Source organism: Streptomyces sp. CB02400, from assembly GCF_001905725.1.
GTDB classification, from domain to species: Bacteria; Actinomycetota; Actinomycetes; order Streptomycetales; family Streptomycetaceae; genus Streptomyces; species Streptomyces atrovirens.
The window spans coordinates 150,126-175,082 of the sequence record NZ_LIWB01000015.1; the positions used below are offsets into that span (position 1 = coordinate 150,126).

At 71.7% G+C, this 24,957-nt stretch carries 23 protein-coding genes; 15 read left to right on the forward strand and 8 right to left on the reverse strand.

From position 1 onward, the window contains the following. Positions 1-310: 310 nt before the first annotated feature. Positions 311-733, reverse strand: a complete 423-nt coding sequence (locus AMK33_RS29945; RefSeq protein ID WP_073936109.1) for a hypothetical protein — start codon at positions 731-733, stop codon at positions 311-313. 85 nt (positions 734-818) lie between these two features. Continuing rightward, on the reverse strand, positions 819-2,528 hold the full coding sequence (locus AMK33_RS29950) for an LCP family protein (protein ID WP_073936110.1): 1,710 nt from the start codon (positions 2,526-2,528) through the stop codon (positions 819-821). 276 nt (positions 2,529-2,804) lie between these two features. Between AMK33_RS29950 and AMK33_RS29955 the strand changes: the two genes are divergently transcribed. Continuing rightward, a complete protein-coding gene (locus AMK33_RS29955; RefSeq protein WP_073936111.1) occupies positions 2,805-3,650 on the forward strand; it encodes a MurR/RpiR family transcriptional regulator in 846 nt (281 codons plus the stop codon). Between the two features lie 117 nt (positions 3,651-3,767). Next, positions 3,768-4,352, forward strand: a complete 585-nt coding sequence (locus AMK33_RS29960) for a hypothetical protein (protein WP_073936112.1) — start codon at positions 3,768-3,770, stop codon at positions 4,350-4,352. Positions 4,353-4,468: 116 nt separating this feature from the next. On the opposite strand, the gene AMK33_RS29965 is transcribed toward AMK33_RS29960, so the two are convergent. Further along, complete coding sequence (locus AMK33_RS29965; RefSeq protein WP_073936113.1) at positions 4,469-5,881, reverse strand: diaminopimelate decarboxylase; 1,413 nt, start codon at positions 5,879-5,881, stop codon at positions 4,469-4,471. Between the two features lie 119 nt (positions 5,882-6,000). Here AMK33_RS29965 and hutU point away from each other — a divergent pair, with 119 nt between their 5' ends. The 4 genes from hutU (at position 6,001) to hutI (ending at position 11,670) form a co-directional block, all read left to right on the forward strand. Then, positions 6,001-7,719, forward strand: coding sequence for a urocanate hydratase (gene hutU / locus AMK33_RS29970; RefSeq protein WP_073936114.1), 1,719 nt, complete (start codon positions 6,001-6,003; stop codon positions 7,717-7,719). A 149-nt stretch (positions 7,720-7,868) separates the two neighbouring features. Next, a complete protein-coding gene (locus AMK33_RS29975; RefSeq protein ID WP_443030936.1) occupies positions 7,869-9,137 on the forward strand; it encodes an allantoate amidohydrolase in 1,269 nt (422 codons plus the stop codon). Continuing rightward, entirely contained in the window at positions 9,134-10,477 is a 1,344-nt protein-coding gene (locus tag AMK33_RS29980; protein WP_073936116.1) for a formimidoylglutamate deiminase, read from the forward strand. Before AMK33_RS29975 ends, AMK33_RS29980 begins: the two co-directional genes overlap by 4 nt. 20 nt (positions 10,478-10,497) lie before the next feature. After that, positions 10,498-11,670 (forward strand): imidazolonepropionase, encoded by a 1,173-nt coding sequence (gene hutI / locus AMK33_RS29985; RefSeq protein WP_073936117.1) that lies wholly within the window; start codon positions 10,498-10,500, stop codon positions 11,668-11,670. Between the two features lie 168 nt (positions 11,671-11,838). Here hutI and AMK33_RS29990 read toward each other — a convergent pair whose 3' ends face one another. Next, positions 11,839-12,753: an RNA polymerase sigma factor SigF gene (locus tag AMK33_RS29990; RefSeq protein ID WP_073936174.1), complete on the reverse strand. Its 915-nt coding sequence runs from the start codon at positions 12,751-12,753 to the stop codon at positions 11,839-11,841. Positions 12,754-13,020: 267 nt separating this feature from the next. On the opposite strand from AMK33_RS29990, the gene AMK33_RS29995 reads away from it, so the two are divergent. Next, positions 13,021-13,398: an STAS domain-containing protein gene (locus tag AMK33_RS29995; RefSeq protein WP_073936118.1), complete on the forward strand. Its 378-nt coding sequence runs from the start codon at positions 13,021-13,023 to the stop codon at positions 13,396-13,398. A gap of 242 nt (positions 13,399-13,640) precedes the next feature. Further along, positions 13,641-14,186 (forward strand): ATP-binding protein, encoded by a 546-nt coding sequence (locus tag AMK33_RS30000; RefSeq protein ID WP_073936119.1) that lies wholly within the window; start codon positions 13,641-13,643, stop codon positions 14,184-14,186. Between the two features lie 329 nt (positions 14,187-14,515). Here AMK33_RS30000 and AMK33_RS30005 read toward each other — a convergent pair whose 3' ends face one another. Further along, entirely contained in the window at positions 14,516-16,012 is a 1,497-nt protein-coding gene (locus tag AMK33_RS30005; RefSeq protein ID WP_073936120.1) for an oligopeptide:H+ symporter, read from the reverse strand. A 515-nt stretch (positions 16,013-16,527) separates the two neighbouring features. On the opposite strand from AMK33_RS30005, the gene AMK33_RS30010 reads away from it, so the two are divergent. Continuing rightward, positions 16,528-17,205, forward strand: coding sequence for a response regulator transcription factor (locus tag AMK33_RS30010; protein ID WP_030821646.1), 678 nt, complete (start codon positions 16,528-16,530; stop codon positions 17,203-17,205). 36 nt (positions 17,206-17,241) lie between these two features. Next, positions 17,242-18,516, forward strand: coding sequence for an ATP-binding protein (locus tag AMK33_RS30015; protein WP_073936121.1), 1,275 nt, complete (start codon positions 17,242-17,244; stop codon positions 18,514-18,516). Between the two features lie 3 nt (positions 18,517-18,519). Here AMK33_RS30015 and AMK33_RS30020 read toward each other — a convergent pair whose 3' ends face one another. Next, positions 18,520-19,077 (reverse strand): GtrA family protein, encoded by a 558-nt coding sequence (locus AMK33_RS30020; protein WP_073936122.1) that lies wholly within the window; start codon positions 19,075-19,077, stop codon positions 18,520-18,522. A 208-nt stretch (positions 19,078-19,285) separates the two neighbouring features. Here AMK33_RS30020 and AMK33_RS30025 point away from each other — a divergent pair, with 208 nt between their 5' ends. From AMK33_RS30025 to AMK33_RS30040, 4 genes are all read left to right on the forward strand, one after another. Continuing rightward, positions 19,286-20,425: a 5-(carboxyamino)imidazole ribonucleotide synthase gene (locus AMK33_RS30025; protein ID WP_073936123.1), complete on the forward strand. Its 1,140-nt coding sequence runs from the start codon at positions 19,286-19,288 to the stop codon at positions 20,423-20,425. After that, entirely contained in the window at positions 20,422-20,946 is a 525-nt protein-coding gene (purE, locus tag AMK33_RS30030; protein ID WP_073936124.1) for a 5-(carboxyamino)imidazole ribonucleotide mutase, read from the forward strand. Before AMK33_RS30025 ends, purE begins: the two co-directional genes overlap by 4 nt. Before the next feature lie 5 nt (positions 20,947-20,951). Next, a complete protein-coding gene (locus AMK33_RS30035) occupies positions 20,952-22,130 on the forward strand; it encodes a dipeptidase (RefSeq protein WP_073936125.1) in 1,179 nt (392 codons plus the stop codon). A gap of 252 nt (positions 22,131-22,382) precedes the next feature. Continuing rightward, a complete protein-coding gene (locus AMK33_RS30040; protein WP_073936126.1) occupies positions 22,383-23,510 on the forward strand; it encodes a dipeptidase in 1,128 nt (375 codons plus the stop codon). 12 nt (positions 23,511-23,522) lie between these two features. Here the strand turns inward: AMK33_RS30040 and AMK33_RS30045 are convergent, their stop codons facing one another. Together AMK33_RS30045 and AMK33_RS30050 are read right to left on the reverse strand one after the other, a co-directional pair. Beyond that, entirely contained in the window at positions 23,523-23,915 is a 393-nt protein-coding gene (locus AMK33_RS30045) for a VOC family protein (RefSeq protein ID WP_073936127.1), read from the reverse strand. A 22-nt stretch (positions 23,916-23,937) separates the two neighbouring features. Next, positions 23,938-24,297 (reverse strand): VOC family protein, encoded by a 360-nt coding sequence (locus tag AMK33_RS30050; protein ID WP_073936128.1) that lies wholly within the window; start codon positions 24,295-24,297, stop codon positions 23,938-23,940. Positions 24,298-24,413: 116 nt separating this feature from the next. Between AMK33_RS30050 and AMK33_RS30055 the strand changes: the two genes are divergently transcribed. Continuing rightward, the gene (locus AMK33_RS30055; protein WP_073936129.1) at positions 24,414-24,920 is read left to right on the forward strand and encodes a CGNR zinc finger domain-containing protein; all 507 of its coding nucleotides are present in this window, start codon (positions 24,414-24,416) and stop codon (positions 24,918-24,920) included. Positions 24,921-24,957 lie beyond the last annotated feature (37 nt).

A 24,957-nucleotide genomic window follows, 5' to 3' on the forward strand; every position in this document is an offset into this window, starting at 1 on the left:
ACATTGGTGGGTGTCGGCGGAACGGGAGCGGCTCCCCGTTCCGGCCGGCGGCCGAACGGCGTCGAAGGACCTCCGGAGCGGCTCCCGGACCTCCATGGACGCCTCGGACGCGCAGCCTGCCTCAACGGGCGCGCGTCCCTCGCGGGGACCGCCGTCGTCCCGCCCCCCGGTGACGGGGGTGCGGCGGTCCCCGCGCACGCGCCTTTGCGCCTGAACCGGCGCCGCTCTCGCGGAGGTGGTCGGTCGCCGTCGTGGTCGCCCAGTCGATGGTTGCGGCCGTCGTCGCTGTGCATCGCCTTGCGCTGCGGCCTCAGTCCTCCCAGTCGCTCTCCTGGGAGGACTTGCGGCGACCGAAGAGGCCCGGATTGGTCCGTGCGGCCTGGACGACGTTGACGCCGACGATGCCCAGCCAGGCGACCAGCAGTCCGGGCAGGTCGGCCACGCCCCCGCCGATCGCGGACAGCGGTACCGCCAGGACCAGCGAGACGATGCCGAAGCCGAAGCGCTCGCCCCAGGAGTCCGTGGCCTGCGGCGACCGGGAGTCCCGGGCCACCGTCATCTGCTGCTCGGCGAACTGCCGGCGCACCCGGCGCTCCACCACGCCGTCGATGCGCTGATCGACCTTCTCCAGGAACGAGTCGACCAGCGCGGACTCGTACTCCTCGCCCAGCTCCCTGCGGGCCTGCAGGGAGGCGTCGAGTTCCTTCTTCAGCTCGGTGTCCCGCGCGTCCATTCCGGTCATGCGGTCCACGGTAGGCAGGCGGGAGACCGATGACACTGGGGGTAACCCCCCTCTCGGTCTCGGGTTCGCCGCGCCGCTACTTCTTGCACATCTTCTCGTCGGCGTGGGACTGCTCCACGTCGACCTTCTTCGGCAGGGCGATGGGGGTGCCGGCCTTCTTGAAGTCGGGGCCGAGGGTGAGCGTCATCGGGGTCGTCGCGTCGGCGTCCTTCGTGCCGGGCTTCATGGCCGAGGCGGGCAGGCCCATCAGGTCGGCGAGCTTGCGGGCCTGGTCGGCCTGGTTCGGGGCGTACTCCAGCCGGGTCTTGTCGACCTCGGCCGGGGCGTCGCCCTTGTTGGTGGACCTGGCCACGTCCTGGCTGGTCTGCAGCCAGGCCAGGGTGGCCTGCGCGGCGCCGTCCGGGCCGCCGCCGTTGAGGACGTCGACGCGGACCTCGGACGCCTCCGCCCGCGTGCCCTCCAGCAGCTCGGCCTGCTTGTCCTTGGCGTCCTTCTCCTTCTTCTTCACCTCGGTGAGGGAGACGTCGTTCTGCAGCATGCTGAAGAGCTTCGGGGCCTCGCTCGGGTGCAGTACGACGGTGACGGGCTTGGGCTCGTCCGGGTTGTCGACCACCGGCAGGGTCATCAGGGTGATGTTCTTCAGGTCGATCTTGCCGAGTTCCCTGGCGAGGGCGAGCAGCTTGCTGGGGCTGCCTATGCCCTTGTCCACGGTGAGGGACTTGGTGGCCGCGTCGGCGACGTCGAGCATCTTCGACGGGCTGTCCAGCGTGTCCTCCTTGAGCTGGCGGAGCATCGACGCGACGAACTTCTGCTGCATCTCGATCCGGTCCAGGTCGCTCTCGTTCTTCAGACCGTGCCGGTTGCGGAGGAAGGAGAGCGCGTCCTCGCCCTGGATGGTTCTCTCCCCGGCCGGCAGATCGAGTCCGGAGCCGCCGTCCAGGTCCTTGATGGGCTCGTCCAGGCACACCTTGACGCCGCCGACCGCGGTGGACAGCGTCTTGACCGCGTTGAAGTCGAACATCATGAAGTGGTCGAGCTCGAGGCCGGTGATCTCCTCGACGGTGAGCATGGTGCAGCCCGGATCGCGGCCGTTCACACCGTAGGACTCGTTGAACTTGGTGGGGACCGTCGAGCCGGGGATCTTCTTGGTGGAACCGTCGGACTGTATGGACTCGCAGTCCGGGATCTTGATCATCAGGTCGCGGGGGATGCTCACCACGGTCGCGTTGGTGCGGTCCTCGGACATGTGGAAGAGGAGCGTGGTGTCGGCGTGGCCGGTGACGTTGTCCCGGTTGCCGTAGGCCTCGTTGCCCTCGCCGGTGCGGACGTCGTTGCCGATGACCAGGAGGTTGAACGGCCCGTCCGCCACGGCCTCGTCGCTGCCCACGTCACCGATGTCGACGGTGTCGATGTTGCCGGAGAGGCGGTCGTACCAGTAGTACGCGAAGGCTGAACCGCTCACGAGGACCAGGCCGAGGACGCCCCCCGTCCACATCAGCGCCTTCTTCTTGCCGCTCCGCTTCGGCTTGCGCTTGCGGCGGCCATGGCCGGGCGTGTCCTCCGGTGCCGGTGCCGGTGCGGGTGCCGGTGCGGCACGGCGGCCGCGCTGGCCGGGGACGCGGGCGGGCGCGGTGGAACCGGGGCGCGGGGCGCTGCGGGGGCGGGGCGTCTTCGGCTGCTCCGCCGAATCGTTCAGCCGCAGTTCGTATTCGCCGGTCTCCGGGTTGAGTACCCACTGGTCGGCAGGGTCGGTTCCGTCCGCCTGCCCACGACTTCGCGCGTCCACGCCTGTACCAGTCCTCCGTCGGGTGCCACATGGGTCGCCTGCGCCCCAAGGCGCTCTGTTGTTCGATGAGTTACGCTATCCGGCCCGTTCGGGATGTGGTGACGTCGTAGCAAAATCGTCGAGTTCCGGATCTGTCGCCGAAACGGGCACAGCATGCGATCTCCACCCATCGCGGCGTGCGGTCGGCGTGGCCCCGCATGCGCCTGTATAACGGTATGCAGGAATTTCGATGGGTGAATAGGTCGAGGCGTCGAGGCGTCGAGGGGGAGTCAGGTCATGAGTGGCGGCACCGAGAGCCCTGCCGCGCGTCTCCAGACGCTCTTCGAGGGGCACCGGCTGACGCCGACCCAGCGGCGCATCGCGCACAGCATGGTGCGGCGCGCCGCCGACGTGCCGTTCCTGTCCAGCGTGGAGCTGGCCGAACTGGCCGGGGTCAGCCAGCCGTCCGTGACCCGGTTCGCCGTCGCCCTCGGCTTCGACGGCTACCCCGCCCTGCGCCGGCACCTGCGCGAGGTCGCGCCCGCCGAACCGGCGCCGGAGACCGGCTCGTACAACGAGTACCAGCAGGCCGTCGAGGCCGAGATCGAGAACCTGCGGCATCTGGCGGAGGTGCTGGCCGACCCCCGGCCGGTGCGGCAGGCGGGCCGGGTACTGGCCGGGAGCCGGCCGCTGCCCGTACTGGGGCTGCGGGCGGCGGCGGCCCAGGCGCACGGGTTCGCCTACTTCGCCGCCAAGGTCCACACGGACGTACGGCTGCTCAACGAGGGCGGCACGATGCTCCACGACCGGATCGACGCCGCCGCGCGGGCCGGGGCGAGCGCCCTGCTGTGCTTCGCGCTGCCCCGGCATCCCCGCGAGGTCGTCGACGCCCTCGCCCACGCCAAGGAGACGGGGCTGACCGTGGTCACCGTCGCCGACTCCCCGTTCGCGCCGGTCGCCAAGGTGTCCGACCTGCTGCTGCCCGCCGCCGTCGGCACCGGGCTGGCCTTCGACACGGCGTGCGCGCCGATGCTGCTGGGCCGGGTGCTGCTGGAGGCGATGTGCGACGACCTGCCCGACGCGCAGGCACGGCTGGAGGAGTTCGACGCGAAGGCGGCGGCGCGCGGGCTGTTCGTGGACTGACGGTACGGGAGTGACGGCGGGGGGTGGTCCGCCCGTGTTCTCAGACTCGTCTCACCTTGCGCCACTAGCGTGCCTCTCTCAGGACATGCACAGGCATCGGAGGACGGGAGGCCGGACGTGACGCGCGGAGGACAGGGACTGGCCCGGGTGGCCGTCGTCGTACGGGCCGGGGCCGCACCACTGTGGTGGCCGGGAGTGGTCGCGGCGGGCACCGGGGTGCTGGTGCCGGGGGTGACCGGGCGCCGGATCGGTGTACTGGCGGGCGCCGTGCTGTTCCTCGTGGCGGCGGCCGTCGTGGCGTACGGGCGGCGGGGACGGTATCGCGCGCTGGCCCGGGCGGCGGCCCGGGCGGGCAAGCACGACGTGCTCCAGGACCGGGCGGTGACCGTCCGCAACTGGCGTCGCGGGCACCGCTGGTGGCTGCTGCTCGCCTTCGTCGCCGCGCTGGGCACGGCGTTCGTGGTACCCGCCGCCGGTGGCCTGCTGCTCGCCGGGTGCGGGGTGGGGCTGCGGCTGAAGGCGGCCTGGATCGGGCGCCTGGAGCAGGCGGACGAGGTGCTGCTGTGGGTACGCGTCGACTGGCTCCGCGCGGGGGCGGGGCGGCCTGCGGGCAAGGTGGTCAAGGGGTACCGGACGACTGGTGTCGCGGCGGGTGACGCGGTGCCGGGCGGCTCCCGTCGGCGGGTTGCTGTGTCGGCTTGAGCGGTTGTGGTTCCGTGCGGGTGCGTCGGGGCCGGGCGCGCCCGCGCGGCGGAGCCGTATGTCGACACAGCCCCGCGCCCCTGGGAGGGGCGCACCTGTGCGGCGGAGTTGTGCGTCTAGGGGAGCAGGGCGTCGGTGTGGGCGGCGCCTGATTCGGTCACGATTTCTTCGATCGTCTGGGGGGTGCGTACCGTTGCGAAGGTGATGCCTCCCGTGGCGTCCGGGGTGAAGCCGTGGATGCCGGGGCGGGGGAGTGAGTTGTAGGCGTAGTGGTGGGCGAAGTAGTACGCGCCCGTGTCCAGCGCCGCCGCGTAGTCGCCCTGTTCCAGCAGTGGCAGTGACTGAGCCTGGGCGAGCAGGTCGCCCGCGAAGCAGGCCGGTCCCGCCACGTCCTGCACGATGGCCGGGCCCTCCTTGGGCCGCCCCTTCGCGTCGTACGCGGCGATCCTCAGCGGCCACGACGCCGGCGCGTACACCGTCCGCGTCGCCACCTGCACGCCCGCGTGCGTCACCGCGACCGGACGCCCGCCCGCGCTCTTGGCGTACTCCACGCGCGCGACCACCGTGCCGTGCTTGGCCAGCAGCGACCGGCCGAACTCGGTGACCAGCCCGTACCGCCCGTCGAACAGCCCCGGCACCGTCTCGCTCAGCAGCCGCGCGTACCGCCCGTACGTCGGTGTGCTCGCCTCGGAGGCGAAGTTCACCGGCAGCCCGCCGCCGATGTCGACGGTGTCGACCTGGTGGCGTCCCGCGCGCCGGTTGATCTCCTCCGCCAGTTCGTACGTCTGAGCGACCCCCCGCGCCATCATCGTCAGCGCGATGCCCTGGGAGCCGGTGTGCGCGTGCAGCCGGGTCAGCCACGGCCGGTCCAGGTACGCCCGTACGACCCACTCCCGCGCGCCCTCGTCGCGCAGCGCCACCCCGAACTTCGAGGTCGCCGTCGCCGTGGACAGCGCCTCGATGGAGCCGCCGCCGACCTGCGGGTTCACCCGGATGCCGACGGGGGAGCGGGAGCCGGATCCCGCCATCAGGGCGTCGAGGCGGGCCAGCTCCTGCGGGTTGTCCGCGTTGACGGCGATGCCCAGCGCGAGCGCCTCCCGCAGCTCGGCGGGTGTCTTGGCGGGCGAGTCGAGGACCGTACGCTCCGGCTCCACCCCCGCCGCCCGCGCCAGCGCCAGCTCACCCGGGCTGGCCACCTCCGCGCCGATGCCCTCCGCGCGCAGCAGCCGCAGCACCGGTACCAGCGGGCTCGCCTTCACCGCGAAGGCGTGCAGCACGGGCGTGCCGGGCGCCGTCACCGCCTCGAACGCCGTCCGCAGCTCGGCCGCCGACTCCCGGATGCCGGTCACGTCGAGCAGGGCCACCAGGGGGGTGTCGGTGTCGAGCAGCCCCTGCTCCACGGCGGCCCGCACCGCGGCGTCCCGCCGGGCCGCCCGTCCGTCGGCGTGCACGTCCACCTCGTCCGTCCGGCCGTCGTCGTAGGCCACCGTGTCCCCCGTCCCGTCGGTGTTCTCCATGTTCGCCCGCATGCGACCAGCCAAACATCCCTCGCACGGCCGTGCCGACGCATCCCCGTCTTGACTAGTTCTATTCAGAGGTTGAGGATGTGAATATCTGCAGTAATCGTCCGCAGCACAGGAGGCAGACCATGTCCGGACCCCGCCCGCCCGTCTCCCGCCACCACCCTCAACCGAGGCCCTACGGGCCGCCCCCTGGTTCTGTCCGAGCGCCGCGCGGCACCGAACCGAGCGCCCTGGGATGGCAGCAGGAGGCCGCCCTGCGGATGCTGCAGAACAACCTCGACCCCGAGGTCGCCGAGCACCCCGACAAGCTCGTCGTCTACGGCGGCACGGGGAAGGCGGCCCGCGACTGGCGCTCCTTCGACGCGATGGTGCGGACGCTGCGCACCCTCAAGCAGGACGAGACGATGCTCGTCCAGTCCGGCCGCCCCGTCGGCGTCATGCAGACCCACGAGTGGGCCCCGCGCGTCCTCATCGCCAACTCCAACCTCGTCGGCGACTGGGCCAACTGGGAGGAGTTCCGCCGCCTGGAGGCCCTCGGCCTGACCATGTACGGGCAGATGACCGCCGGCTCCTGGATCTACATCGGCACCCAGGGCATCCTCCAGGGCACCTACGAGACCTTCGCCGCCGTCGCCGCGAAGAAGTTCGGCGGCACCCTCGCCGGGACCATCACCCTCACCGCCGGACTCGGCGGGATGGGCGGCGCCCAGCCGCTCGCCGTCACCATGAACGACGGCGTCGCCATCTGTATCGACTGCGACCCCCGCGCGATCGACCGCCGCATCGAGCACCGGTACCTCGATGTGAAGGCCGACTCGCTCGACCACGCCCTGCGGCTGGCCGTCGAGGCCCGGGACCGGCGCGAGGCCCTGTCCATCGGCGTCCTCGGCAACGCCGCCGAGCTGGTGCCGCAGCTGCTCGCCATGGGCGCGCCCATCGACATCGTCACCGACCAGACCTCCGCCCACGACCCGCTGGCGTACCTGCCGGTGGGCGTCGCCTTCGAGGACATGGCGGACGCCGCCGCGAAGGACCCGGCCGGTTTCACCACCCGGGCCCGCGAGTCCATGGCCCGGCACGTCGAGGCGATGGTCGGCTTCCAGGACGCCGGCGCCGAGGTGTTCGACTACGGCAACTCCATCCGTGGTGAGGCGCAGCTCGCCGGGTACGAGCGCGCGTTCGCCTTCCCGGGGTTCGTGCCGGCGTACATCCGGCCGCTGTTCTGCGAGGGCAAGGGGCCCTTCCGGTGGGCCGCGCTGTCGGGTGACCCCGCCGACATCGCCAAGACCGACAAGGCGATCCTGGAGCTGTTCCCGGAGAACGAGTCCCTGGCCCGGTGGATCAAGATGGCGGGGGAGCGGGTGCACTTCCAGGGGCTGCCCGCGCGTATCTGCTGGCTGGGGTACGGGGAGCGGGACAGGGCCGGTGAGCGGTTCAACGACATGGTCGCGAGCGGGGAGCTGGCCGCGCCGATCGTCATCGGGCGGGACCATCTCGACTGCGGTTCGGTGGCCTCTCCCTATCGGGAGACCGAGGCGATGCTGGACGGGTCCGATGCGATTGCCGACTGGCCGTTGCTGAACGCGATGGTGAATGTGGCTTCCGGGGCGTCGTGGGTGTCCATCCACCATGGTGGGGGTGTGGGTATGGGGCGGTCGATCCATGCGGGGCAGGTGACTGTCGCTGACGGGACCGCGCTGGCGGGGGAGAAGATCCGGCGGGTGCTCACGAATGACCCCGGTATGGGTGTGATCCGGCATGTCGATGCCGGGTACGACATCGCGGAGTCGGTGGCGGGCTCGCGGGGTGTGCGGGTGCCGATGCGTGAGGGTGACTCGGCGTGAGCGGCGGCAACTCCTCGGTGGGGGCGGGCGGGTCGTCGCCGCCTGCGGGTCCGGCTGTGCCCACCCGTTCCGCCCTGCGGAACGACTGCCCACAGCCTGTATCGGCTGACGGTGCGCAGCCTGGGCGGGCTGGCGGTGCGCGGGCTGGCGTGGCTGGTGGTGTGCGGGCTGTATCGGCCTCGGGTTGTGACGCGCCCTCCTTCAATGAGATGTGGCGGCAGTTGTTGCCCATCGGGCGTAGTTCCGTGTCCGGTGGTTATCGGCGGTTTGCGTGGGGCGGGGCCGATGCCGACTGTCGGGGCTGGTTCGAGGAGCAGGCTCGGGGGCGGGGGCTGACCTACGAGGTCGACCGGAACGGGAATCAGTGGGCCTGGCTGGGGGATCCGGCCGACGGGGACGCTGTTGTCACCGGGTCGCATCTGGACTCCGTGCCGGACGGCGGGGCCTTCGACGGGCCCCTCGGGGTCGTGTCCGCCTTCGCCGCGCTGGATGAGCTGCGGCAGCGGGGTGTGCGGTTCGGCAAGCCGCTCGGCATCGTCAACTTCGGGGACGAGGAGGGCGCCCGCTTCGGGCTCGCCTGCGTCGGCTCCCGGCTCACCGCGGGCGTGCTCACCGTCGAGCAGGCCCACCGCCTCACCGACGGGGACGGCATCACGCTCCCGCAGGCCATGGAGGCCGCCGGATACGACCCGGACGCCATCGGCCCCGACCCCGAACGGCTCGACCGCATCGGCGCCTTCGTCGAGCTCCACGTCGAACAGGGCCGCGCCCTCGACCTGTCCGGCGACCACGTCGGCATCGCGTCCGCCATCTGGCCGCACGGCCGCTGGCGGTTCGACTTCCGGGGCGAGGCCAACCACGCCGGCACCACCCGCCTCGCCGACCGGCGCGACCCCATGCTGTCGTACGCCGGGACCGTCATCGCCGCCCGCCGCGAGGCCGAACTCGCCGGTGCCGTCGCCACCTTCGGCAAGATCGCCGTCGAGCCGAACGGCGTCAACGCCATCCCCTCCCTGGTGCGCGGCTGGCTCGACTCCCGCGCCGCCGACCAGAAGAGCCTGGACACCGTGGTGGACGGCGTGCGGGAGGCCGCCCGCGCCCACGCGCGGGAGCACGGCGTCACCCTCGACGTCGAGCGCGAGTCCTTCACCCCAGTCGTCGAGTTCGACCACGCCCTGCGCGACGAACTCGCCCGCATCCTCGGCACCGGCACCGGCACCGGCATCGAGGTGCCCGTCCTCGGCACCGGCGCCGGACACGACGCCGGAATCCTCTCCGGACGCGTCCCGACCGCCATGCTGTTCGTGCGCAACCCCACCGGCGTCTCGCACTCCCCGGCCGAGTCCGCCACCGAGGACGACTGCGTGGCCGGGGTCCTCGCACTCGCCGACGTACTGGAAGGACTGGCCCGCACGTGACTGCCACCCCGCGGACGTACTGGCTGGAGCACGCCTGGCTCGGCGCCCACGTCGAGCCGGGCGTCGCCGTCGAGGTCCGGGACGGCCGCGTCACCGCCGTCCGCCCGGACACCCCCGCCCCGCCGCCCGGCGCCGAGGTCCTGCGCGGACTGACCCTCCCCGGACTGGCGAACGCCCACAGCCACGCCTTCCACCGCGCCCTGCGCTCCACCGTCCAGGTGGGCTCGGGCACTTTCTGGACCTGGCGCGAGGTCATGTACGCCACGGCCGGCCGGCTCACCCCGGACACGTACCACTCCCTCGCCCGCGCGACCTACGCCGAGATGGCGCTGGCCGGCATCACCACCGTCGGCGAGTTCCACTACGTCCACCACGCCCCCGGCGGCACGCCCTACGCCGACCCCAACGCCATGGGCGAGGCGCTCATCGAGGCCGCCGCCGAAGCCGGTGTCCGCATCACCCTCCTCGACACCGCCTATCTCTCCTCCGGCTTCGGGCAGCCGCCCACCACCCACCAGCTCCGTTTCTCCGACGGCGACGCGGACGCCTGGGCCCAGCGCTGTTCAGTTCTCAAGGAACGGGATCACGCACGGATCGGGGCGGCCATCCACTCCGTACGGGCCGTACCGGCGGAGCAGTTGGCGACCGTGGCGCGGTGGGCCGAGGAGCGGCGGGCCCCGCTCCATGTGCACCTGTCCGAGCAGACCGCCGAGAACGACGCCTGCCGGGAGGCCCACGGCTGCACCCCGGCGCAGCTCCTGGCCCTGCACGGCGTCCTCGGACCGCGCACCACCGGTGTCCACAACACCCACCTCACCGCCGAGGACATCGCCCTCATCGGCGGCAGCGGCACCGGCACCTGCATGTGCCCGACGACCGAACGCGACCTCGCCGACGGCATCGGACCCGCCGCCGCCCTGCAGAACGAGGGCTCCCCGCTCTCCCTCGGCTCCGACAGTCACGCCGTGATCGATCTGCTCGAAGAGGCACGCGCGATGGAGCTGAACGAGCGGCTGCGCACCCGCACCCGGGGTCACTGGACGGCCGCCGCCCTGCTGCGGGCCGCCACCGCCGACGGACACGCCGCCCTCGGCTGGGACGACACCGGCCGCATCGAGGCCGGGGCACGCGCCGACCTCACCACCATCGGGCTCGACTCGGTCAGGACAGCGGGGCCACTGCCCGGACTCGGCGCCGAGACGGCCGTATTCGCGGCAACGGCAGCGGACGTACGGCACACGGTCGTGGCGGGCCGGCACGTCGTACGCGACGGGGCGCACACGCTCGTCCCCGATGTGCCCGGAGCCCTCGCACAGGCAGTCGAAGCCCTGCGCGCCTGACGACCCCCCATGAGGACACCATGAGCAGCACTGTCATCAGCAACATCGCCACACTGGTCACCAACGACCCCTCCCTCGGCGACGATTCCCCCCTCGGCCTGGTCCGGGACGCGGCCGTCGTCATCGAGGGCGACCGCGTCGTGTGGACCGGTGAATCAAGCAAAGCACCCGCCACTGACAACCGGGTCGACGCCGAGGGCCGGACGGTCCTGCCGGGCTTCGTCGACTCCCACTCCCACCTGGTCTTCGCCGGTGACCGCACCGAGGAGTTCAACGCCCGGATGTCGGGCCGCGCCTACAGCGCCGGCGGCATCCGTACGACCGTCGCCGCCACCCGGGCCGCCGGCGACGGGGAACTGGAGGCGAACCTCACCCGTTTCCTCGACGAGGCGCTCCGCCAGGGCACCACGACCTTCGAGACCAAGTCCGGCTACGGCCTGACCGTCGAGGACGAGGCCCGCGCCCTGCGCCTGGCCGCCCGTCACACCGACGAGGTCACCTATCTCGGCGCCCACATCGTCGCGCCCGAGTACGCCGAGGACCCGGCCGGATACGTGGCCCTGGTCACCGGCGAGATGCTGGACGCCTGCGCGCCGCACGCCCGCTGGATCGACGTCTTCTGCGAGAAGGGCGCCTTCGACGGCGACCAGGCCCGCGCGATCCTCACCGCCGGAAAGGCGAAGGGCCTGCACCCGCGCATCCACGCCAACCAGCTCTCCCACGGCCCCGGCGTCCAGCTCGCCGTCGAGCTCGACGCGGCCAGCGCCGACCACTGCACCCACCTCACCGACGCCGACGTGGACGCCCTCGCGAACAGCCGTACCGTCGCCACCCTGCTCCCCGGCGCCGAGTTCTCCACCCGCGCCGAGTGGCCGGACGCCCGGCGGCTCATCGACGCCGGGGCCACGGTCGCGCTGTCCACCGACTGCAACCCCGGCTCGTCCTTCACGTCCTCCGTCCCCTTCTGCGTCGCGCTCGCGGTGCGGGACATGGGGATGACGCCGGACGAGGCCGTCTGGTCGGCCACCGCGGGCGGCGCGGCGGCCCTGCGCCGCACCGACATCGGCCGGCTGACCCCGGGCGCGTACGCCGACCTCGTCCTTCTCGACGCCCCGAGCCACGTCCACCTCGCCTACCGGCCCGGTGTGCCGCTGGTCGCGGGCGTGTGGCGGCGGGGCGTACGCGGGGCGTGAGCGGCGCGAGGCGCCCCGGACAATCCGAAGCCCGGACAATCCGAAGCCCGGACAACCCGAAGCCCGGACAACCCGAAGCCCGGACGACACGAAGCCCGGACAACCCGAAGGGGAGCGGCCCGGTCTCGGACCGCCCCCCCCTTGAGGACAAGCGTCACCCGGTGAGGATCACTCCTCGACCGTGAGCCCCTTGCGCAGTTTCACCAGGGTCCGCGACAGCAGGCGGGAGACGTGCATCTGGGAGATGCCCAGTTCCTCGCCGATCTCCGACTGGGTCATGCCCGCGACGAAGCGCAGTGAGAGGATCTTCCGGTCCCGCGGCGGCAGTTCGGCGATCAGCGGCTTCAACGACTCGACGTACTCGATGCCTTCGAGCCCGTGGTCCTCGTATCCGATCCGGTCCGCCAGGGCGCCCTCGGCGTCGTCCTCCTCCGGCTGGGCGTCCAGCGAGGAGGCGGTGTAGGCGTTCGACGCCGCCATGCCCTCGACGACCTCCTCGTTGCTGATGCCCAGGCGCTCGGCCAGCTCGGCCACCGTCGGCGCGCGGTCGAGCTGCTGGGCCAGCTCGTCACCGGCCTTGGCCAGGTCGAGCCGGAGCTCCTGGAGCCGGCGCGGCACGCGCACGGACCACGAGGTGTCGCGGAAGAAGCGCTTGATCTCGCCGATGATGGTGGGCATCGCGAAGGTGGGGAACTCCACGCCGCGCGACAGTTCGAAGCGGTCGATCGCCTTGATCAGGCCGATGGTGCCGACCTGGATGATGTCCTCCATCGGCTCGCTGCGCGAACGGAAACGGGAGGCGGCGAACTTGACCAGGGCGAGGTTCAGCTCCACGAGCGTGTTGCGTACGTACGAATACTCGTGGGTGCCTTCCTCCAGCGACTCGAGGCGCTCGAAGAGGGTCTTGGACAGGGCCCGCGCGTCGACCGGGCCCACCTCGTCGTACGGGGGAATCTCCGGGAGTCCGGCGAGTAGGTCGTCCGGGACGACAACCGGGTCGTCCTGCTCGATGGGATCCAGATGTTCCGGAGGGAGTGTCGACGTCGCTTTCGGGGTACGCGATGCGTCGAGCCGGGGTGACATGATGTCCTCCATCGTTCTCGGCATATGGCTGCCGAAGCCGATACGTGCACTGCGGTGTGCGGCGCCTCCAAAGCCGGCCGTGTCGGTTACGTGTTCTCACCAATAGGTGTTCCTACTAGCCCTACCCGCTTTCCCGAGCCGACCGCAAGTGCATTACGTTCGCATATGTCCGTTTGTGTGCGATTGTTCGGCTGTCGAAGCGTGGCCATAAGGCGTAATGTTCGAGGACGTCAGCAGGCAGCGACGAGGTCGGGAGAGAGAGACGGCATGGACCGCGGGACGGTCGGCAGCGCACAGTCTGGCCGGCTTCTGGTCGAGGTGCGAGAAGAGGGCCCCAGTGCCGTCGTGACTCCGGCGGGTGAGTTGGATCACCACACCGCCGATCTGTTGCGTGAGCCACTGGAGGACTGTCTCACCAAGGGATTCAAGCGGCTTGTCATCGACTGCTCCCGGCTGGAGTTCTGTGACTCCACGGGGCTGAACGTGCTGCTCGGTGCCCGGCTGAAGGCCGAGGCGGCCGGGGGTGGGGTCCATCTCGTGGGGATGCAGCCCGTCGTCGCGCGGGTGTTCGAGATCACGGGGGCGGACGCGGTGTTCACCGTCCACGACACTCTCGAGGCGGCCCTGGCCGACGATTCGGCGTGACCCGCGCGGGCACGCCCGGCGGGGCGCTCCCGTCACTCCCGTCGTCGGGGAGTCCCTTCCGTCGCGCCTTTTCGTGCGAATACGGGGGTGTCCCCTCGGTCCGCCCGGGCAGGAGACACCCTGAACACGCCGGACACGGTGGTCGCGAGGGCACCGGGAACCGGATGCGCCGTACGCGCGTGACCGACCGAGTACGGAAACTTTTGAATCGTGAACTGGTGACACGGTGAGGTGAAGCGCTGATGAGCACCACCCGGCCCTACCCGCCGGGCGACCGCGGTCCGGAGCCCAGCGGCGCTTCCGGGACGCCCCCGTCGGGCGCGCCGGCGGGGGGCGCGCCCGACGGGGGCGTCGCCGTGCCCACCGCGCCACCGGGGTCTTCCCAGGTCCGCCGGCTGAGCTTCGACGGCCAGAGCGGCGTCGTACCGCTCGCCCGTGACTTCACCCGCCAGGCGCTGCACGCGTGGGGCTGGCTGCCCGCCGCCACCGCCGATCAGCGGGCCGCCGCCGAGGACGTTCTGCTCGTCGTCTCCGAGTTGGTCACCAACGCCTGCCTGCATGCGGAGGGGCCGGATCATCTGGCCATCACCTGTGACAAGAAGGTGATCCGGATCGAGGTCACCGACCGGGGTACGGGGCAGCCGGCCCCGCGCACCCCGCACCGGGCGGGGCGGCCAGGTGGCCACGGCATGTTCATCGTGCAGCGGCTCTGTCTGGACTGGGGGGTCGTGCGGGCCCCGGAGGTCGCGGGCAAGACGGTCTGGGCGGAACTCGGGGCACCCGCGTAACTCCGGCCCGCCCTGCCGTGCCCGGATTCCTGCACCGGTCCGCGCTGGTCCTGACCTGAGGGTTCTTCGCCCCCGCCGCCCCTTCCCGTTCCCGGGGGCGCTGCCCCCGGACCCCGCTCCTCGAACGCCGGAGAGGCTGAATCTCAGCCTCTCCGGCGTTCGAGGAGCGGGGTCCGGGGCGGAGCCCCAGGTCGGGACGGGAAGGGGCGGCGGGGGCGGAAGAAGCAAATGGCCGAACGCACCCCACCCAGCCCACCCCTCCCCGCGAACGCCCGAAGGGCCCCGCATCCACCGGATGCGGGGCCCTTCGGCGAGCCGTGGGGGAAGGCTCAGCGCACGTCGCCCATGAGGGCCTTGACCTTGTTGCGGTACATCCACACCGCGATACCGGCGACCACCGCGAGGCTCGCCTCCATCGCGACGATGCCCGTCTTGTTCAGGTCGACACCGGCGATGGAGAGCAGACCGGTCGTGGCGTCACCGGCGGTGACGGCCAGGAACCAGACACCCATCATCTGCGAGGCGTACTTCGCGGGCGCCATCTTCGTGGTGACCGACAGGCCCACCGGGGAGAGCAGCAGCTCACCGACGGTCTGCGTGAAGTAGATCGCCACCAGCCACAGCGCCGCCGCCTTGTGACCGCCCTCGGCGATCGACAGCGGGGCCAGGAAGAGGAAGAAGGACACGCCGACCAGCACCAGACCGGACGCGAACTTCACGATCGTGCTCGGCTCCTTGCCGCGCCGGTTCAGCGCCAGCCAGACCCAGGCGAAGACCGGAGCCAGCGCCATGATCAGGACCGGGTTGACCGACTGGTACCAGGAGACCGGGAAGTCCCAGCCGAAGACGCTGTTCTCGGCCGACGAGTCGGCGAAGATCGACAGGGTCGAGCCGCCCTGGTCGTAGATCATCCAGAAGATCGCGGCGGCGACGAAGAACCAGATGTACGCGGACATCTTCGACTGCTCGGCGCGGTCCAGGTCCTTGTCGCGCTTGATCCGGGCGATCACCATCACGGGGACGATCACACCGAGCAGCGTCAGCGGGACCAGGACCCAGTTCAGGGTGTAGTTGCCGGTGAAGCCGATGACGGCGTACGCGACGACGGCGATGCCCGCCCAGAACGCGGCCTTGCGCAGGGTCGAGGACTTCTCCTCGGCCGACAGCGGCTTCGGGACGACGCTGGAGCGCGCGTCCAGGTGACGGCTGCCCATCAGGAACTGCGTCACACCGAGACCCATGCCCAGCGCGGCGAGCGCGAAGCCCAGGTGCCAGTTGACGCTCTCGCCGATGGTGCCGATGATCAGCGGCGCGGCGAAGGCACCCAGGTTGATGCCCATGTAGAAGACGGTGAAGCCACCGTCCCGGCGCGGGTCGTCCGGGCCCTGGTAGAGCTGGCCGACCATCGTGGAGATGTTGGCCTTCAGCAGACCGGAACCGATCGCGACCAGGCCGAGCCCCGCGTAGAAGGTGCCGGAGGACGGCAGGGCCAGCGTCAGGTGGCCCAGCATGATGATGCCGCCGGCGACGGCGACGGTCTTGCGGGGTCCCCAGACACGGTCGCCGAACCAGCCGCCCGGCATCGTGAGCAGGTACACCAGCGAGAGGTACACCGAGTAGATCGCGGTCGCGGTGCCGGCGCTGAGGCCGAGGCCGCCCGGCGCGACCAGGTACAGCGGGAGCAGAGCCCTCATGCCGTAGTAGGAGAAACGCTCCCACATCTCGGTCATGAAGAGAGTGGCCAGTCCGCGGGGGTGGCCGAAGAAGGTCTTCTCGGATCCGGGGGTGCCCGGAGTGACCGAGTCCTTCGTCAGGCTGGACGCCATGGTCGATCCTTGCTGGTCGGGACGCTTCGCGCGAGCGTGTACGCGCCCGGTGGGGGGCGGCCGGCACCGGCGAGGCCGTACCGTCCACCCCACGCCCGAGGGAGGGCCGCTCCGGGTCGCGGAACGGCGGACGGCGACCACCGGGATCCACGCCCCGTCGTGCGTCTGCGCGCGACGGGGCCCGGCCACAGGTCATTCCTTCCGGGGCCGGCACACAGGCCGGCCCGCACACAAAAGAGACCCTCGGCGTCAACTGCGCCAAAGGTCCCCGTGGTGCAACAGGCGTTGATTCACCATACGGCAGGACAGTGCCGGATATGGAAGGACTTGAGACACGGATCACAGGTTCTGCTGGAACCGTGATCACTCATTCGAAGGTCCCTCCTAGGTTCGCACCCCACAGCCGCAGGCGCGAACCGGGGCCACCGCAGGCGAGAAACGGGTATGCCGGAGGTAAGAGTCAACGCTCGCGATCACACCCCGGGCCCCGTGGCGGCGGGACTACCATCACTGACATGACCCGTGTACTGCTCGCCGAGGACGACGCGTCCATCTCGGAGCCGCTGGCCCGCGCCCTGCGCCGGGAGGGATACGAAGTCGAGGTGCGTGAGGACGGACCCACCGCGCTCGAAGCCGGCATGCAGGGCGGTGTCGACCTGGTGGTGCTGGACCTCGGACTGCCCGGCATGGACGGTCTGGAGGTCGCCCGCCGGCTCCGCTCCGAGGGGCACACGGTTCCCCTGCTGATCCTGACCGCGCGCGCCGACGAGGTGGACACGGTCGTCGGCCTGGACGCGGGCGCCGACGACTACGTCACCAAGCCGTTCCGGCTCGCCGAGCTGCTGGCCCGGGTCCGGGCCCTGCTGCGGCGCGGTTCCGCCGAGCCCCAGCAGCCGCCCGCCACCCACGGCGTGCGCATCGACGTCGAGTCGCACCGGGCCTGGATGGGCGACGAGGAGCTCCAGCTCACCGCGAAGGAGTTCGACCTGCTGCGGGTCCTGGTGCGGGACGCGGGCCGGGTCGTCACCCGCGACCAGCTGATGCGCGAGGTCTGGGACACCACCTGGTGGTCCTCCACCAAGACCCTCGACATGCACATCTCCTGGCTGCGCAAGAAGCTGGGCGACGACGCGGCCAACCCCCGCTACATCGCGACCGTGCGCGGTGTGGGCTTCCGCTTCGAGAAGAGCTAGCCGAAACCCCGTGGGTTTCCGTTTGGGTAAGAGGACATGCGCCGCCGCCTGATCCAGTCCACGCTCGCCGTGGTGCTCGTCGTGATCGCCGTCTTCGGCGTCTCCCTGGTGATCGTCGAGACCCGCACCATCAGCGAGAGCGCCAGGGAGCGGGTGGAGTCCGAGGCGGTCCGGCTGGCCAGCATCGTCGACAGCCGGCTGCTCGTCGAGGACAAGGTCACCGCCGAGATCATCAGCGACCAGGTCACCGAGGACCGGTACGCCGTCATCCGGATCCCCGGCAAGCCGCCCATCGAGGTCGGCACCAAACCGGACGGCGACGTCATCAGCGCCACGGCACCCGGCGAGGAGGGCGAGACGGTCACCGTCCAGGAGCCGCGCTCCTCGGTGACCCGGGAGGTCGGCCGTACGCTGCTGATCATCGTCCTGGTGGCGCTGCTCGCGGTGGTCGCGGCGGTGCTGCTGGCGATCCGCCAGGCCAGCAGGCTCGCCTCCCCGCTGACCGACCTCGCGGAGACCGCCGAACGCCTCGGTTCCGGCGACCCCCGTCCCCGCCACCGCCGCTACGGCGTCCCCGAGCTGGACCGGGTCGCGGACGTGCTGGACCGCTCCGCCGAGCGCATCGCCCGCATGCTGACCGCCGAGCGGCGCCTCGCCGCCGACGCCTCCCACCAGCTGCGCACCCCCCTCACCGCCCTGTCCATGCGCCTGGAGGAGATCACCCTCACCGACGACCCGGACACGGTGAAGGAGGAGGCCACGATCGCGCTGACGCAGGTGGAGCGGCTGACGGACGTGGTGGAGCGGCTGCTGACCAACTCCCGCGACCCGCGCACCGGCTCCGCGGTCACCTTCGACCTCGACGAGGTGATCCAGCAGCAGCTCGCCGAGTGGCGCCCCGCCTACCGCAGCGCGGGCCGCGCGATCGTCACCTCCGGAAAGCGGCAGCTACGGGCGGTGGGCACGCCGGGCGCGGTCGCCCAGGTGCTGGCGGCGCTGATCGAGAACTCGCTGATGCACGGGGGCGGCACGGTCGCCCTGCGCACCCGCGTCACCGGCAACCAGGTCGTCGTCGAGGTCACCGACGAGGGTCCGGGTGTCCCCGCCGACCTGGGCGCGCGGATCTTCGAACGGGCGATCAGCGGCCGCAACTCCACCGGCATCGGCCTCGCCGTCGCCCGCGACCTCGCGGAGGCGGACGGTGGCCGCCTGGAGATGCTCCAGGCCAGTCCGGCCGTCTTCGGCCTGTTCCTCTCCCGCACACCGCCGCAGAAGTCCCCGGACGACGAGTCCCGCCGGACGGTGCGCTGACGGCTACGGCACGCGCTGCGTCGCGCGGGAGCCACGGGAGTCACGGGAGCCGTCGGCGGGGGCGCCCCGCGTCACCGGCTCCCGCACCGGCAGCGCGCGGAAGACCCAGGTGCGGTACGACCAGAAGCGGAACAGGGTCGCCACACCGATGCCGAGGAACTTGAAGATGTTGCTCTGCAGCGGGCTGTCCCAGCCGAAGCCGTACGTCGCCGTGTACAGCACACCGTTCTCGATCACCAGGCCGACCGCGCTGAACAGCAGGAACAGCGTCATCTCCCGGGTGCGCCCGGACTTGTCGCGGTCCCGGTAGGCGAAGTAGCGGAAGCCGATGTAGTTGAAGACGATCGCCACGATGGTGGCGATGACGCTCGCCCGCACCACCTGGAGGTCCGTCACCTGCCGGACCAGGTTGAACACGAGGAGATTGACCAGCAGACCCATTCCGCCGACCGCGCCGAACTTCACGACCTCACGGGCCAGCCGGTCGATCCGCTCCCGCACGGTGCCGCGCGGGGCCGGAGCCGGGGCCGTGGTCGGAGGCGCAGAGGAACCGTGTCCCATGGTGGTGCTGGCCCCCGTCCGTCGGTTGGCGTCAACCAGACCATGCTAACCACCCGTCTACGCGATCTTCCTGCGGACGAGGATTACGACCGCGGATCACGCACGGATCACCCGCGGATCGTCCGAAGATCAACCGCGCATCGCCCGCGGATCGTCCGGGAGGAGACCGGTAAATCGGCCACGGTGGCTCGGCCGATACCCTGGGGGCGTGACGTTCCCGGTAGTCGGCATGGTCGGCGGCGGCCAGCTCGCTCGTATGACACACGAGGCGGGCATCCCGCTCGGCATCAAATTCAAGCTCCTCAGTGACACTCCGCAGGATTCCGCGGCGCAGGTCGTCGGCGATGTCGTCGTCGGCGACTACCGCGACCTGGAGACGCTGCGCGCGTTCGCGCGCGGCTGCGACGTGATCACCTTCGACCACGAACACGTGCCCACCGAGCACCTCAGGGCCCTGGAGGCGGACGGCATCCCCGTCCGCCCGGGCCCCGACGCGCTGGTGCACGCCCAGGACAAGGGCGTGATGCGCGCGAAGCTCGACGCGATCGGCGTGCCCTGCCCGCGGCACCGCATCGTCGCCGACCCCGAGGACGTGGCCGCGTTCGCGGCGGAGGGCGACGGGTTCCCCGTCGTCCTCAAGACCGTCCGCGGCGGCTACGACGGCAAGGGCGTGTGGGTCGTCGGTTCCGTCGAGGAGGCCGCCGAGCCGTTCAAGGCCGGCGTTCCCGTCCTCGCCGAGGAGAAGGTCGACTTCGTGCGCGAGCTGGCCGCCAACGTGGTCCGCTCCCCGCACGGGCAGGCCGTCGCCTACCCCGTCGTCGAGTCGCGGCAGGTGGGCGGCGTCTGCGACACGGTGATCGCCCCCGCGCCCGACCTCGACGAGGCCCTCGCGCTGAAGGCCGAGGAGATGGCGCTGAGCATCGCCAAGGAACTCGGCGTCGTCGGCCACCTCGCCGTCGAGCTGTTCCAGACCCGCGACGGCCGCATCCTCGTCAACGAACTCGCGATGCGCCCGCACAACTCCGGGCACTGGTCCATGGACGGCGCGATCACCTCGCAGTTCGCCAACCACGTCCGCGCCGTCCTCGACCTCCCGCTCGGCGACCCCCGCCCGCGCGCGAAGTGGACGGTCATGGTCAACGTCCTCGGCGGCGACTACCCGGACATGTACTCCGCGTACCTGCACTGCATGGCCCGCGACCCCCAGCTCAAGATCCACATGTACGGCAAGGACGTGAAGCCCGGCCGCAAGGTGGGCCACGTCAACACCTACGGCGACGACCTGGACGACGTGCTGGAGCGCGCCCGTCACGCAGCCGGCTACCTGAGAGGCACGATCACCGAATGAGCCCTGTTGTCGGCATCGTCATGGGGTCGGACTCCGACTGGCCCGTCATGGAAGCGGCGGCCAAGGCCCTCGACGAGTTCGAGATCGCCTACGAGGTCGACGTGGTCTCCGCGCACCGCATGCCGCGCGAGATGATCGCGTACGGCGAGCAGGCCGCGGACCGGGGACTCAAGGCGATCATCGCGGGCGCGGGCGGCGCCGCCCATCTGCCCGGCATGCTCGCCTCGGTCACCCCGCTGCCCGTCATCGGCGTGCCCGTGCCGCTGAAGTACCTGGACGGCATGGACTCCCTGCTGTCCATCGTGCAGATGCCGGCCGGTGTCCCGGTCGCCACCGTCTCCGTGGCCGGCGCCCGCAACGCGGGCCTGCTCGCGGCCCGTATCCTCGCCGCCCACGACGAGGAACTCCTCGGCCGGATGCGGGAGTTCCAGCAGGAACTGAACGACCAGGCCACCGAGAAGGGCAAGCGGCTGCGCGCCAAGGCCGAGGGCTCCGGCGCCGGCTTCGGCTTCGGGAAGTGACGCGGATGACCTCGCTGGACCAGGCCCGTGAGCTGCTGCGCGAGTTCCCCGTCGTCGACGGGCACAACGACCTGCCGTGGGCACTGCGCGAACAGGTCCGCTACGACCTCGGCGCCCGCGACATCGCCGGCGACCAGTCCGCCCACCTGCACACCGACCTCCCCCGGCTGCGCGCGGGCGGGGTCGGCGCGCAGTTCTGGTCGGTGTACGTCCGTGCGGACCAGCCCGACCCGGTGCCGGCCACGCTGGAACAGATCGACTGCGTACGGCAGTTGCTGGCCCGTCATCCGCGGGAGCTGGCGCCCGCGCTGACCGCCGCCGACATGGAGGCCGCGCGCGGTCAGGGCCGTATCGCCTCCCTCATGGGGGCGGAGGGCGGCCACTCCATAGCCGACTCCCTCGGCACGCTGCGGGGGCTGTACGACCTCGGCGTCCGGTATCTGACCCTCACCCACAACTTCAACGTGGCGTGGGCGGACTCGGCGACCGACGAGCCCGGCGTGGGCGGCCTGTCGGCCTTCGGCCGCGAGGTGGTGCGGGAGATGAACCGGCTCGGCATGCTGGTCGACCTCTCCCACGTCGCCGCCACGACCATGCGGGACGCGCTGGACGCCACGTCCGCGCCGGTGATCTTCTCCCACTCCTCCGCCCGCGCGGTCTGCGACCACCCGCGCAACATCCCCGACGACGTGCTGGAGCGGCTCCCCGCCAACGGCGGTGTCGCGATGGTGACGTTCGTGCCGAAGTTCGTGCTCCAGGCGGCCGTCGACTGGACGGCCGCGGCCGACGAGAACATGCGCGCGCACGGCCTCCACCACCTCGACACCACCGCCGAGGGGATGAGGATCCACCGCGCCTTCGAGGAGGCCCACCCGCGTCCGGTCGCCACCGTCTCCACGGTCGCCGACCACCTGGACCACATGCGCGAGGTCGCCGGCATCGACCACCTCGGCATCGGCGGCGACTACGACGGCACGGCCTTCACCCCCGACGGCCTGAACGACGTCTCCACCTACCCGAACCTGATCGCCGAGCTCCTCGACCGCGGCTGGTCGAAGGCCGACCTGGCCAAGCTCACGTGGAAGAACGCGGTACGGGTACTGGGCGCGGCGGAGGACGTGGCCCGGCACCTCCAGGAAACCCGCGCCCCGTCCAACGCAACCCTGGCCTCCCTGGACACCTGACCCGGGCACGACCCAGCCCTTCCGGCACGATCCAGCCCCTCCGGCACAACCCAGCCCCTCCGGCGTTTGAGGAGCGGGGTCCGGGGCGGAGCCCCAGGTTCGGGACGGGAAGGGCGGCGGGGGCGAACCAAACAACCGCATGCCCGGGCGGGGCACACCCCGGTACCCCGAACGCCGCGTCCACCAGGAAGCCCACGGCCGCTCCGTGCGACGGTGACCGTACCGCCGAGGTCACGACGTACGGAGCCCGCCATGGCCGATCTCCAGGACGACCTGCACCCCGCCGCCGAGGTCGGCCGCATCGACGAGCCGTACCCCCGGGAGGCGGTCATCGTCACGCCGGAGACGTACGAGCCCGTCTCCGACCCGGACGCCGAACCCCTCACCCGCGCCCACGCCGTCCTCGCCGCCCATCCCGTCGCCGACGGTTACAGCGGACTGCCGTGGGCGCTGCGCCGGCTGCCCTGGTACGACCTCGACCTGGGGGAGAGCGCCGTCGACGCGGACGTGCCCCGGCTGCGCAAGGGGCAGGTCGGCGCGGTGTTCTGGTCGCTGCACCTGCCGGAGGCCGACGACGGCGGCCGGGCCGTCGGCGCCACCCTGGAGCAGCTCGACCTGGCGAAGGCGGTGGTCGCCGCCCACGACGAGGGCCTGCGCCCGGCGCGCAGCGCGGGAGAGGTCGCCGACGCCCGCAACTGCGGCCGGGTCGCCGTTCTGTTCGGCCCCGCCGGTGCCGCCGCCCTCGGTGACTCCCTCGGCGTCCTGCGCTCGCTGCACACCCTCGGTCTGCGCGTGCTCACCCTGACCGGCGCCTCCTGGGCGGGCGCCGCGGGACTGACCCGGTTCGGCGAGGAGGTCGTCCGCGAGATGAACCGGGTCGGCATGATCGCCAACCTGTCGTACGCCTCGGCCCCGGTGATCCGCCGCGTCCTCGCCGTCTCCAAGGCGCCCGTGCTGTTCAGCCGCTCCGCCGCCCGCGCCCTGCGCCCCCACCCGGCCAACCTCCCCGACGAGCTGCTCGCCGACGTGGGGCGGGCCAAGGGCCTGTGCATGGTGCCGCTGACCGCCGAGCAGTCCGGCCCGACCGTCCGGGACGTCGCCGACCATCTCGACCACGTCCGCACGGTCGCCGGACCGGAGTGCGTCGGCCTGTCCGGCACCTACGACACCGGCGGCGCCCATCCGCAGGAGCTCGCCGACACCTCCTGCTACCCGAGGCTGATCGCCGAACTGCTGGGGCGCGGCTGGGACGAGACCGAGGTGGCCCTGCTGACCTGGGGCAACGTCCAGCGGGTGCTCCGCGAGGCCCACTTCACCGCCCATGTGGCCCAGCAGCGCCGCCCGCCGTCGACGGCGACCATCGAGGACCTGGACGGCTGAGCGGCGGGACGGTCAGGGCTGTTCGATCCGGCAGAGGCAGAACGGATGCCCCGCCGGATCGGCGTACACCCGGAAGTCCTTGCGCTCGTAGTCCTCCCGGTCCAGCACCCGCGCCCCCAGCGCCAGCACCTTCTCCTCCGCCGCGTCGATCTCCTCCCAGGTCCCGCCGGCGTCGAAGTCGAGGTGGAACTGCTGGGAGTCGTGGTCGGCGCTCGGCCAGTCCGGCGGGGTGTGCCCCGGCGCCCGCTGGAAGGCGAGCCGGGGCCCCGCGGGGATCTGCAGCACCACCCAGTCCGGGTCCTCCTCCACGGGCGTGCCGCCGCCGACGGCCGCGTAGAAGACGGCCAGTTCACGCGGGTCGGGGCAGTCGAGGACGACGGAACGCAGACGGGCCACGGGGGCCATGGATCCTCCCGGAGTCAGCGGGTCAGCAGGCACACAGGCAGAACGGGTGCCCGGCCGGGTCCGCGTAAACCCGGAAGGTCCGCGAGCGGTCGTCGGCGTCCAGCGGCCTCGCGCCCAGCGCCAGCACCTCCTTCTCGGCCGCGTCCAGGTCCTCGACCGTCAGGTCCAGGTGGAACTGCTGCGAGCGGTCGGCCGACGGCCACTCCGGTGCCACGTACCCCGGGGCCGCCTGGAAGGCCAGCGTCGGGCCGCCGTCCACCTTCAGGTCCACCCACTCGCCCTCGTCCACGATCGTGCCGCCCACCAGCCCGGCGTAGAAACCGGCCAGCGCGCGCGGGTCCGGACAGTCCAGGACGACGGCGCCCACCTTGGCAACGGACATGACTTCCTCCTCGTTGTTACTGCTAGAGCCGGGTAACCGGTAACCGTTACCGCATGCTCCCGCATCGGAGGTAACGTCGCAAGGGATAAAGGGAAAGGGAGAGGCGGCGTCCAGGCATGAGTGAGAGAGCGGCCCCGCCCGGGAAGCTGGCCCTGGTCCAGGCCCTGGTCAACACGCTGGACGTCGAGTCGGGCGCCGACGCGCTGGACACGGCGGACGGCCGCGCGCCGTTCGGGCTCACCGAGGACACCGCCGCTTGTGCCCGCGAACTGCGCGAGTCCCTGCGTGTCACGCTGCTCGCCCACGCCGGGCACCCGCCCCACCGCGCGGTCGCCCCGCTCGGCGAGCTGCTCGCCCGGGCGCCCCTGGTGGTCACGGTCGACCCGGCGGACGGTTCCGCCGCGCTCGCTCCCGTCGACGACGGGCCCCTGCTCTTCCGCATAGCCGCCGCCGTCGCCGAGGCGGTCGCGGCGGGCACCTGGAACCGGCTGAAGGCCTGCGAGGCCGACGACTGCCTCTGGGCGTACTACGACCGCAGCCCCGCCGGACGCGGCCGCTGGTGCTCCATGCAGGTGTGCGGGGCCCGCGCGAAGATGCGGCGCTATCGGGCGAAGGGCGCGTGAGCGCTCCGCTGTGGGGTGTCGTGGGTCGTGTGCCGCG

Excerpts from the sequence above, each read along its gene's own strand:
- AMK33_RS30020 (WP_073936122.1), bottom strand. The coding sequence starts at position 19,077 with ATGGGACACGGTTCCTCTGCGCCTCCGACCACGGCCCCGGCTCCGGCC.
- hutU (WP_073936114.1), top strand. The coding sequence starts at position 6,001 with ATGTCCGGACCCCGCCCGCCCGTCTCCCGCCACCACCCTCAACCGAGG.
- AMK33_RS30040 (WP_073936126.1), top strand. The coding sequence starts at position 22,383 with ATGGCCGATCTCCAGGACGACCTGCACCCCGCCGCCGAGGTCGGCCGC.
- AMK33_RS30035 (WP_073936125.1), top strand. The coding sequence starts at position 20,952 with ATGACCTCGCTGGACCAGGCCCGTGAGCTGCTGCGCGAGTTCCCCGTC.
- purE (WP_073936124.1), top strand. The coding sequence starts at position 20,422 with ATGAGCCCTGTTGTCGGCATCGTCATGGGGTCGGACTCCGACTGGCCC.
- AMK33_RS30055 (WP_073936129.1), top strand. The coding sequence starts at position 24,414 with ATGAGTGAGAGAGCGGCCCCGCCCGGGAAGCTGGCCCTGGTCCAGGCC.
- hutI (WP_073936117.1), top strand. The coding sequence starts at position 10,498 with ATGAGCAGCACTGTCATCAGCAACATCGCCACACTGGTCACCAACGAC.
- AMK33_RS30010 (WP_030821646.1), top strand. The coding sequence starts at position 16,528 with ATGACCCGTGTACTGCTCGCCGAGGACGACGCGTCCATCTCGGAGCCG.
- AMK33_RS29990 (WP_073936174.1), bottom strand. The coding sequence starts at position 12,753 with ATGTCACCCCGGCTCGACGCATCGCGTACCCCGAAAGCGACGTCGACA.
- AMK33_RS30050 (WP_073936128.1), bottom strand. The coding sequence starts at position 24,297 with ATGTCCGTTGCCAAGGTGGGCGCCGTCGTCCTGGACTGTCCGGACCCG.
- AMK33_RS29965 (WP_073936113.1), bottom strand. The coding sequence starts at position 5,881 with ATGCGGGCGAACATGGAGAACACCGACGGGACGGGGGACACGGTGGCC.
- AMK33_RS29955 (WP_073936111.1), top strand. The coding sequence starts at position 2,805 with ATGAGTGGCGGCACCGAGAGCCCTGCCGCGCGTCTCCAGACGCTCTTC.
- AMK33_RS30000 (WP_073936119.1), top strand. The coding sequence starts at position 13,641 with ATGAGCACCACCCGGCCCTACCCGCCGGGCGACCGCGGTCCGGAGCCC.
- AMK33_RS30005 (WP_073936120.1), bottom strand. The coding sequence starts at position 16,012 with ATGGCGTCCAGCCTGACGAAGGACTCGGTCACTCCGGGCACCCCCGGA.
- AMK33_RS30045 (WP_073936127.1), bottom strand. The coding sequence starts at position 23,915 with ATGGCCCCCGTGGCCCGTCTGCGTTCCGTCGTCCTCGACTGCCCCGAC.
- AMK33_RS30015 (WP_073936121.1), top strand. The coding sequence starts at position 17,242 with ATGCGCCGCCGCCTGATCCAGTCCACGCTCGCCGTGGTGCTCGTCGTG.
- AMK33_RS29945 (WP_073936109.1), bottom strand. The coding sequence starts at position 733 with ATGGACGCGCGGGACACCGAGCTGAAGAAGGAACTCGACGCCTCCCTG.
- AMK33_RS29995 (WP_073936118.1), top strand. The coding sequence starts at position 13,021 with ATGGACCGCGGGACGGTCGGCAGCGCACAGTCTGGCCGGCTTCTGGTC.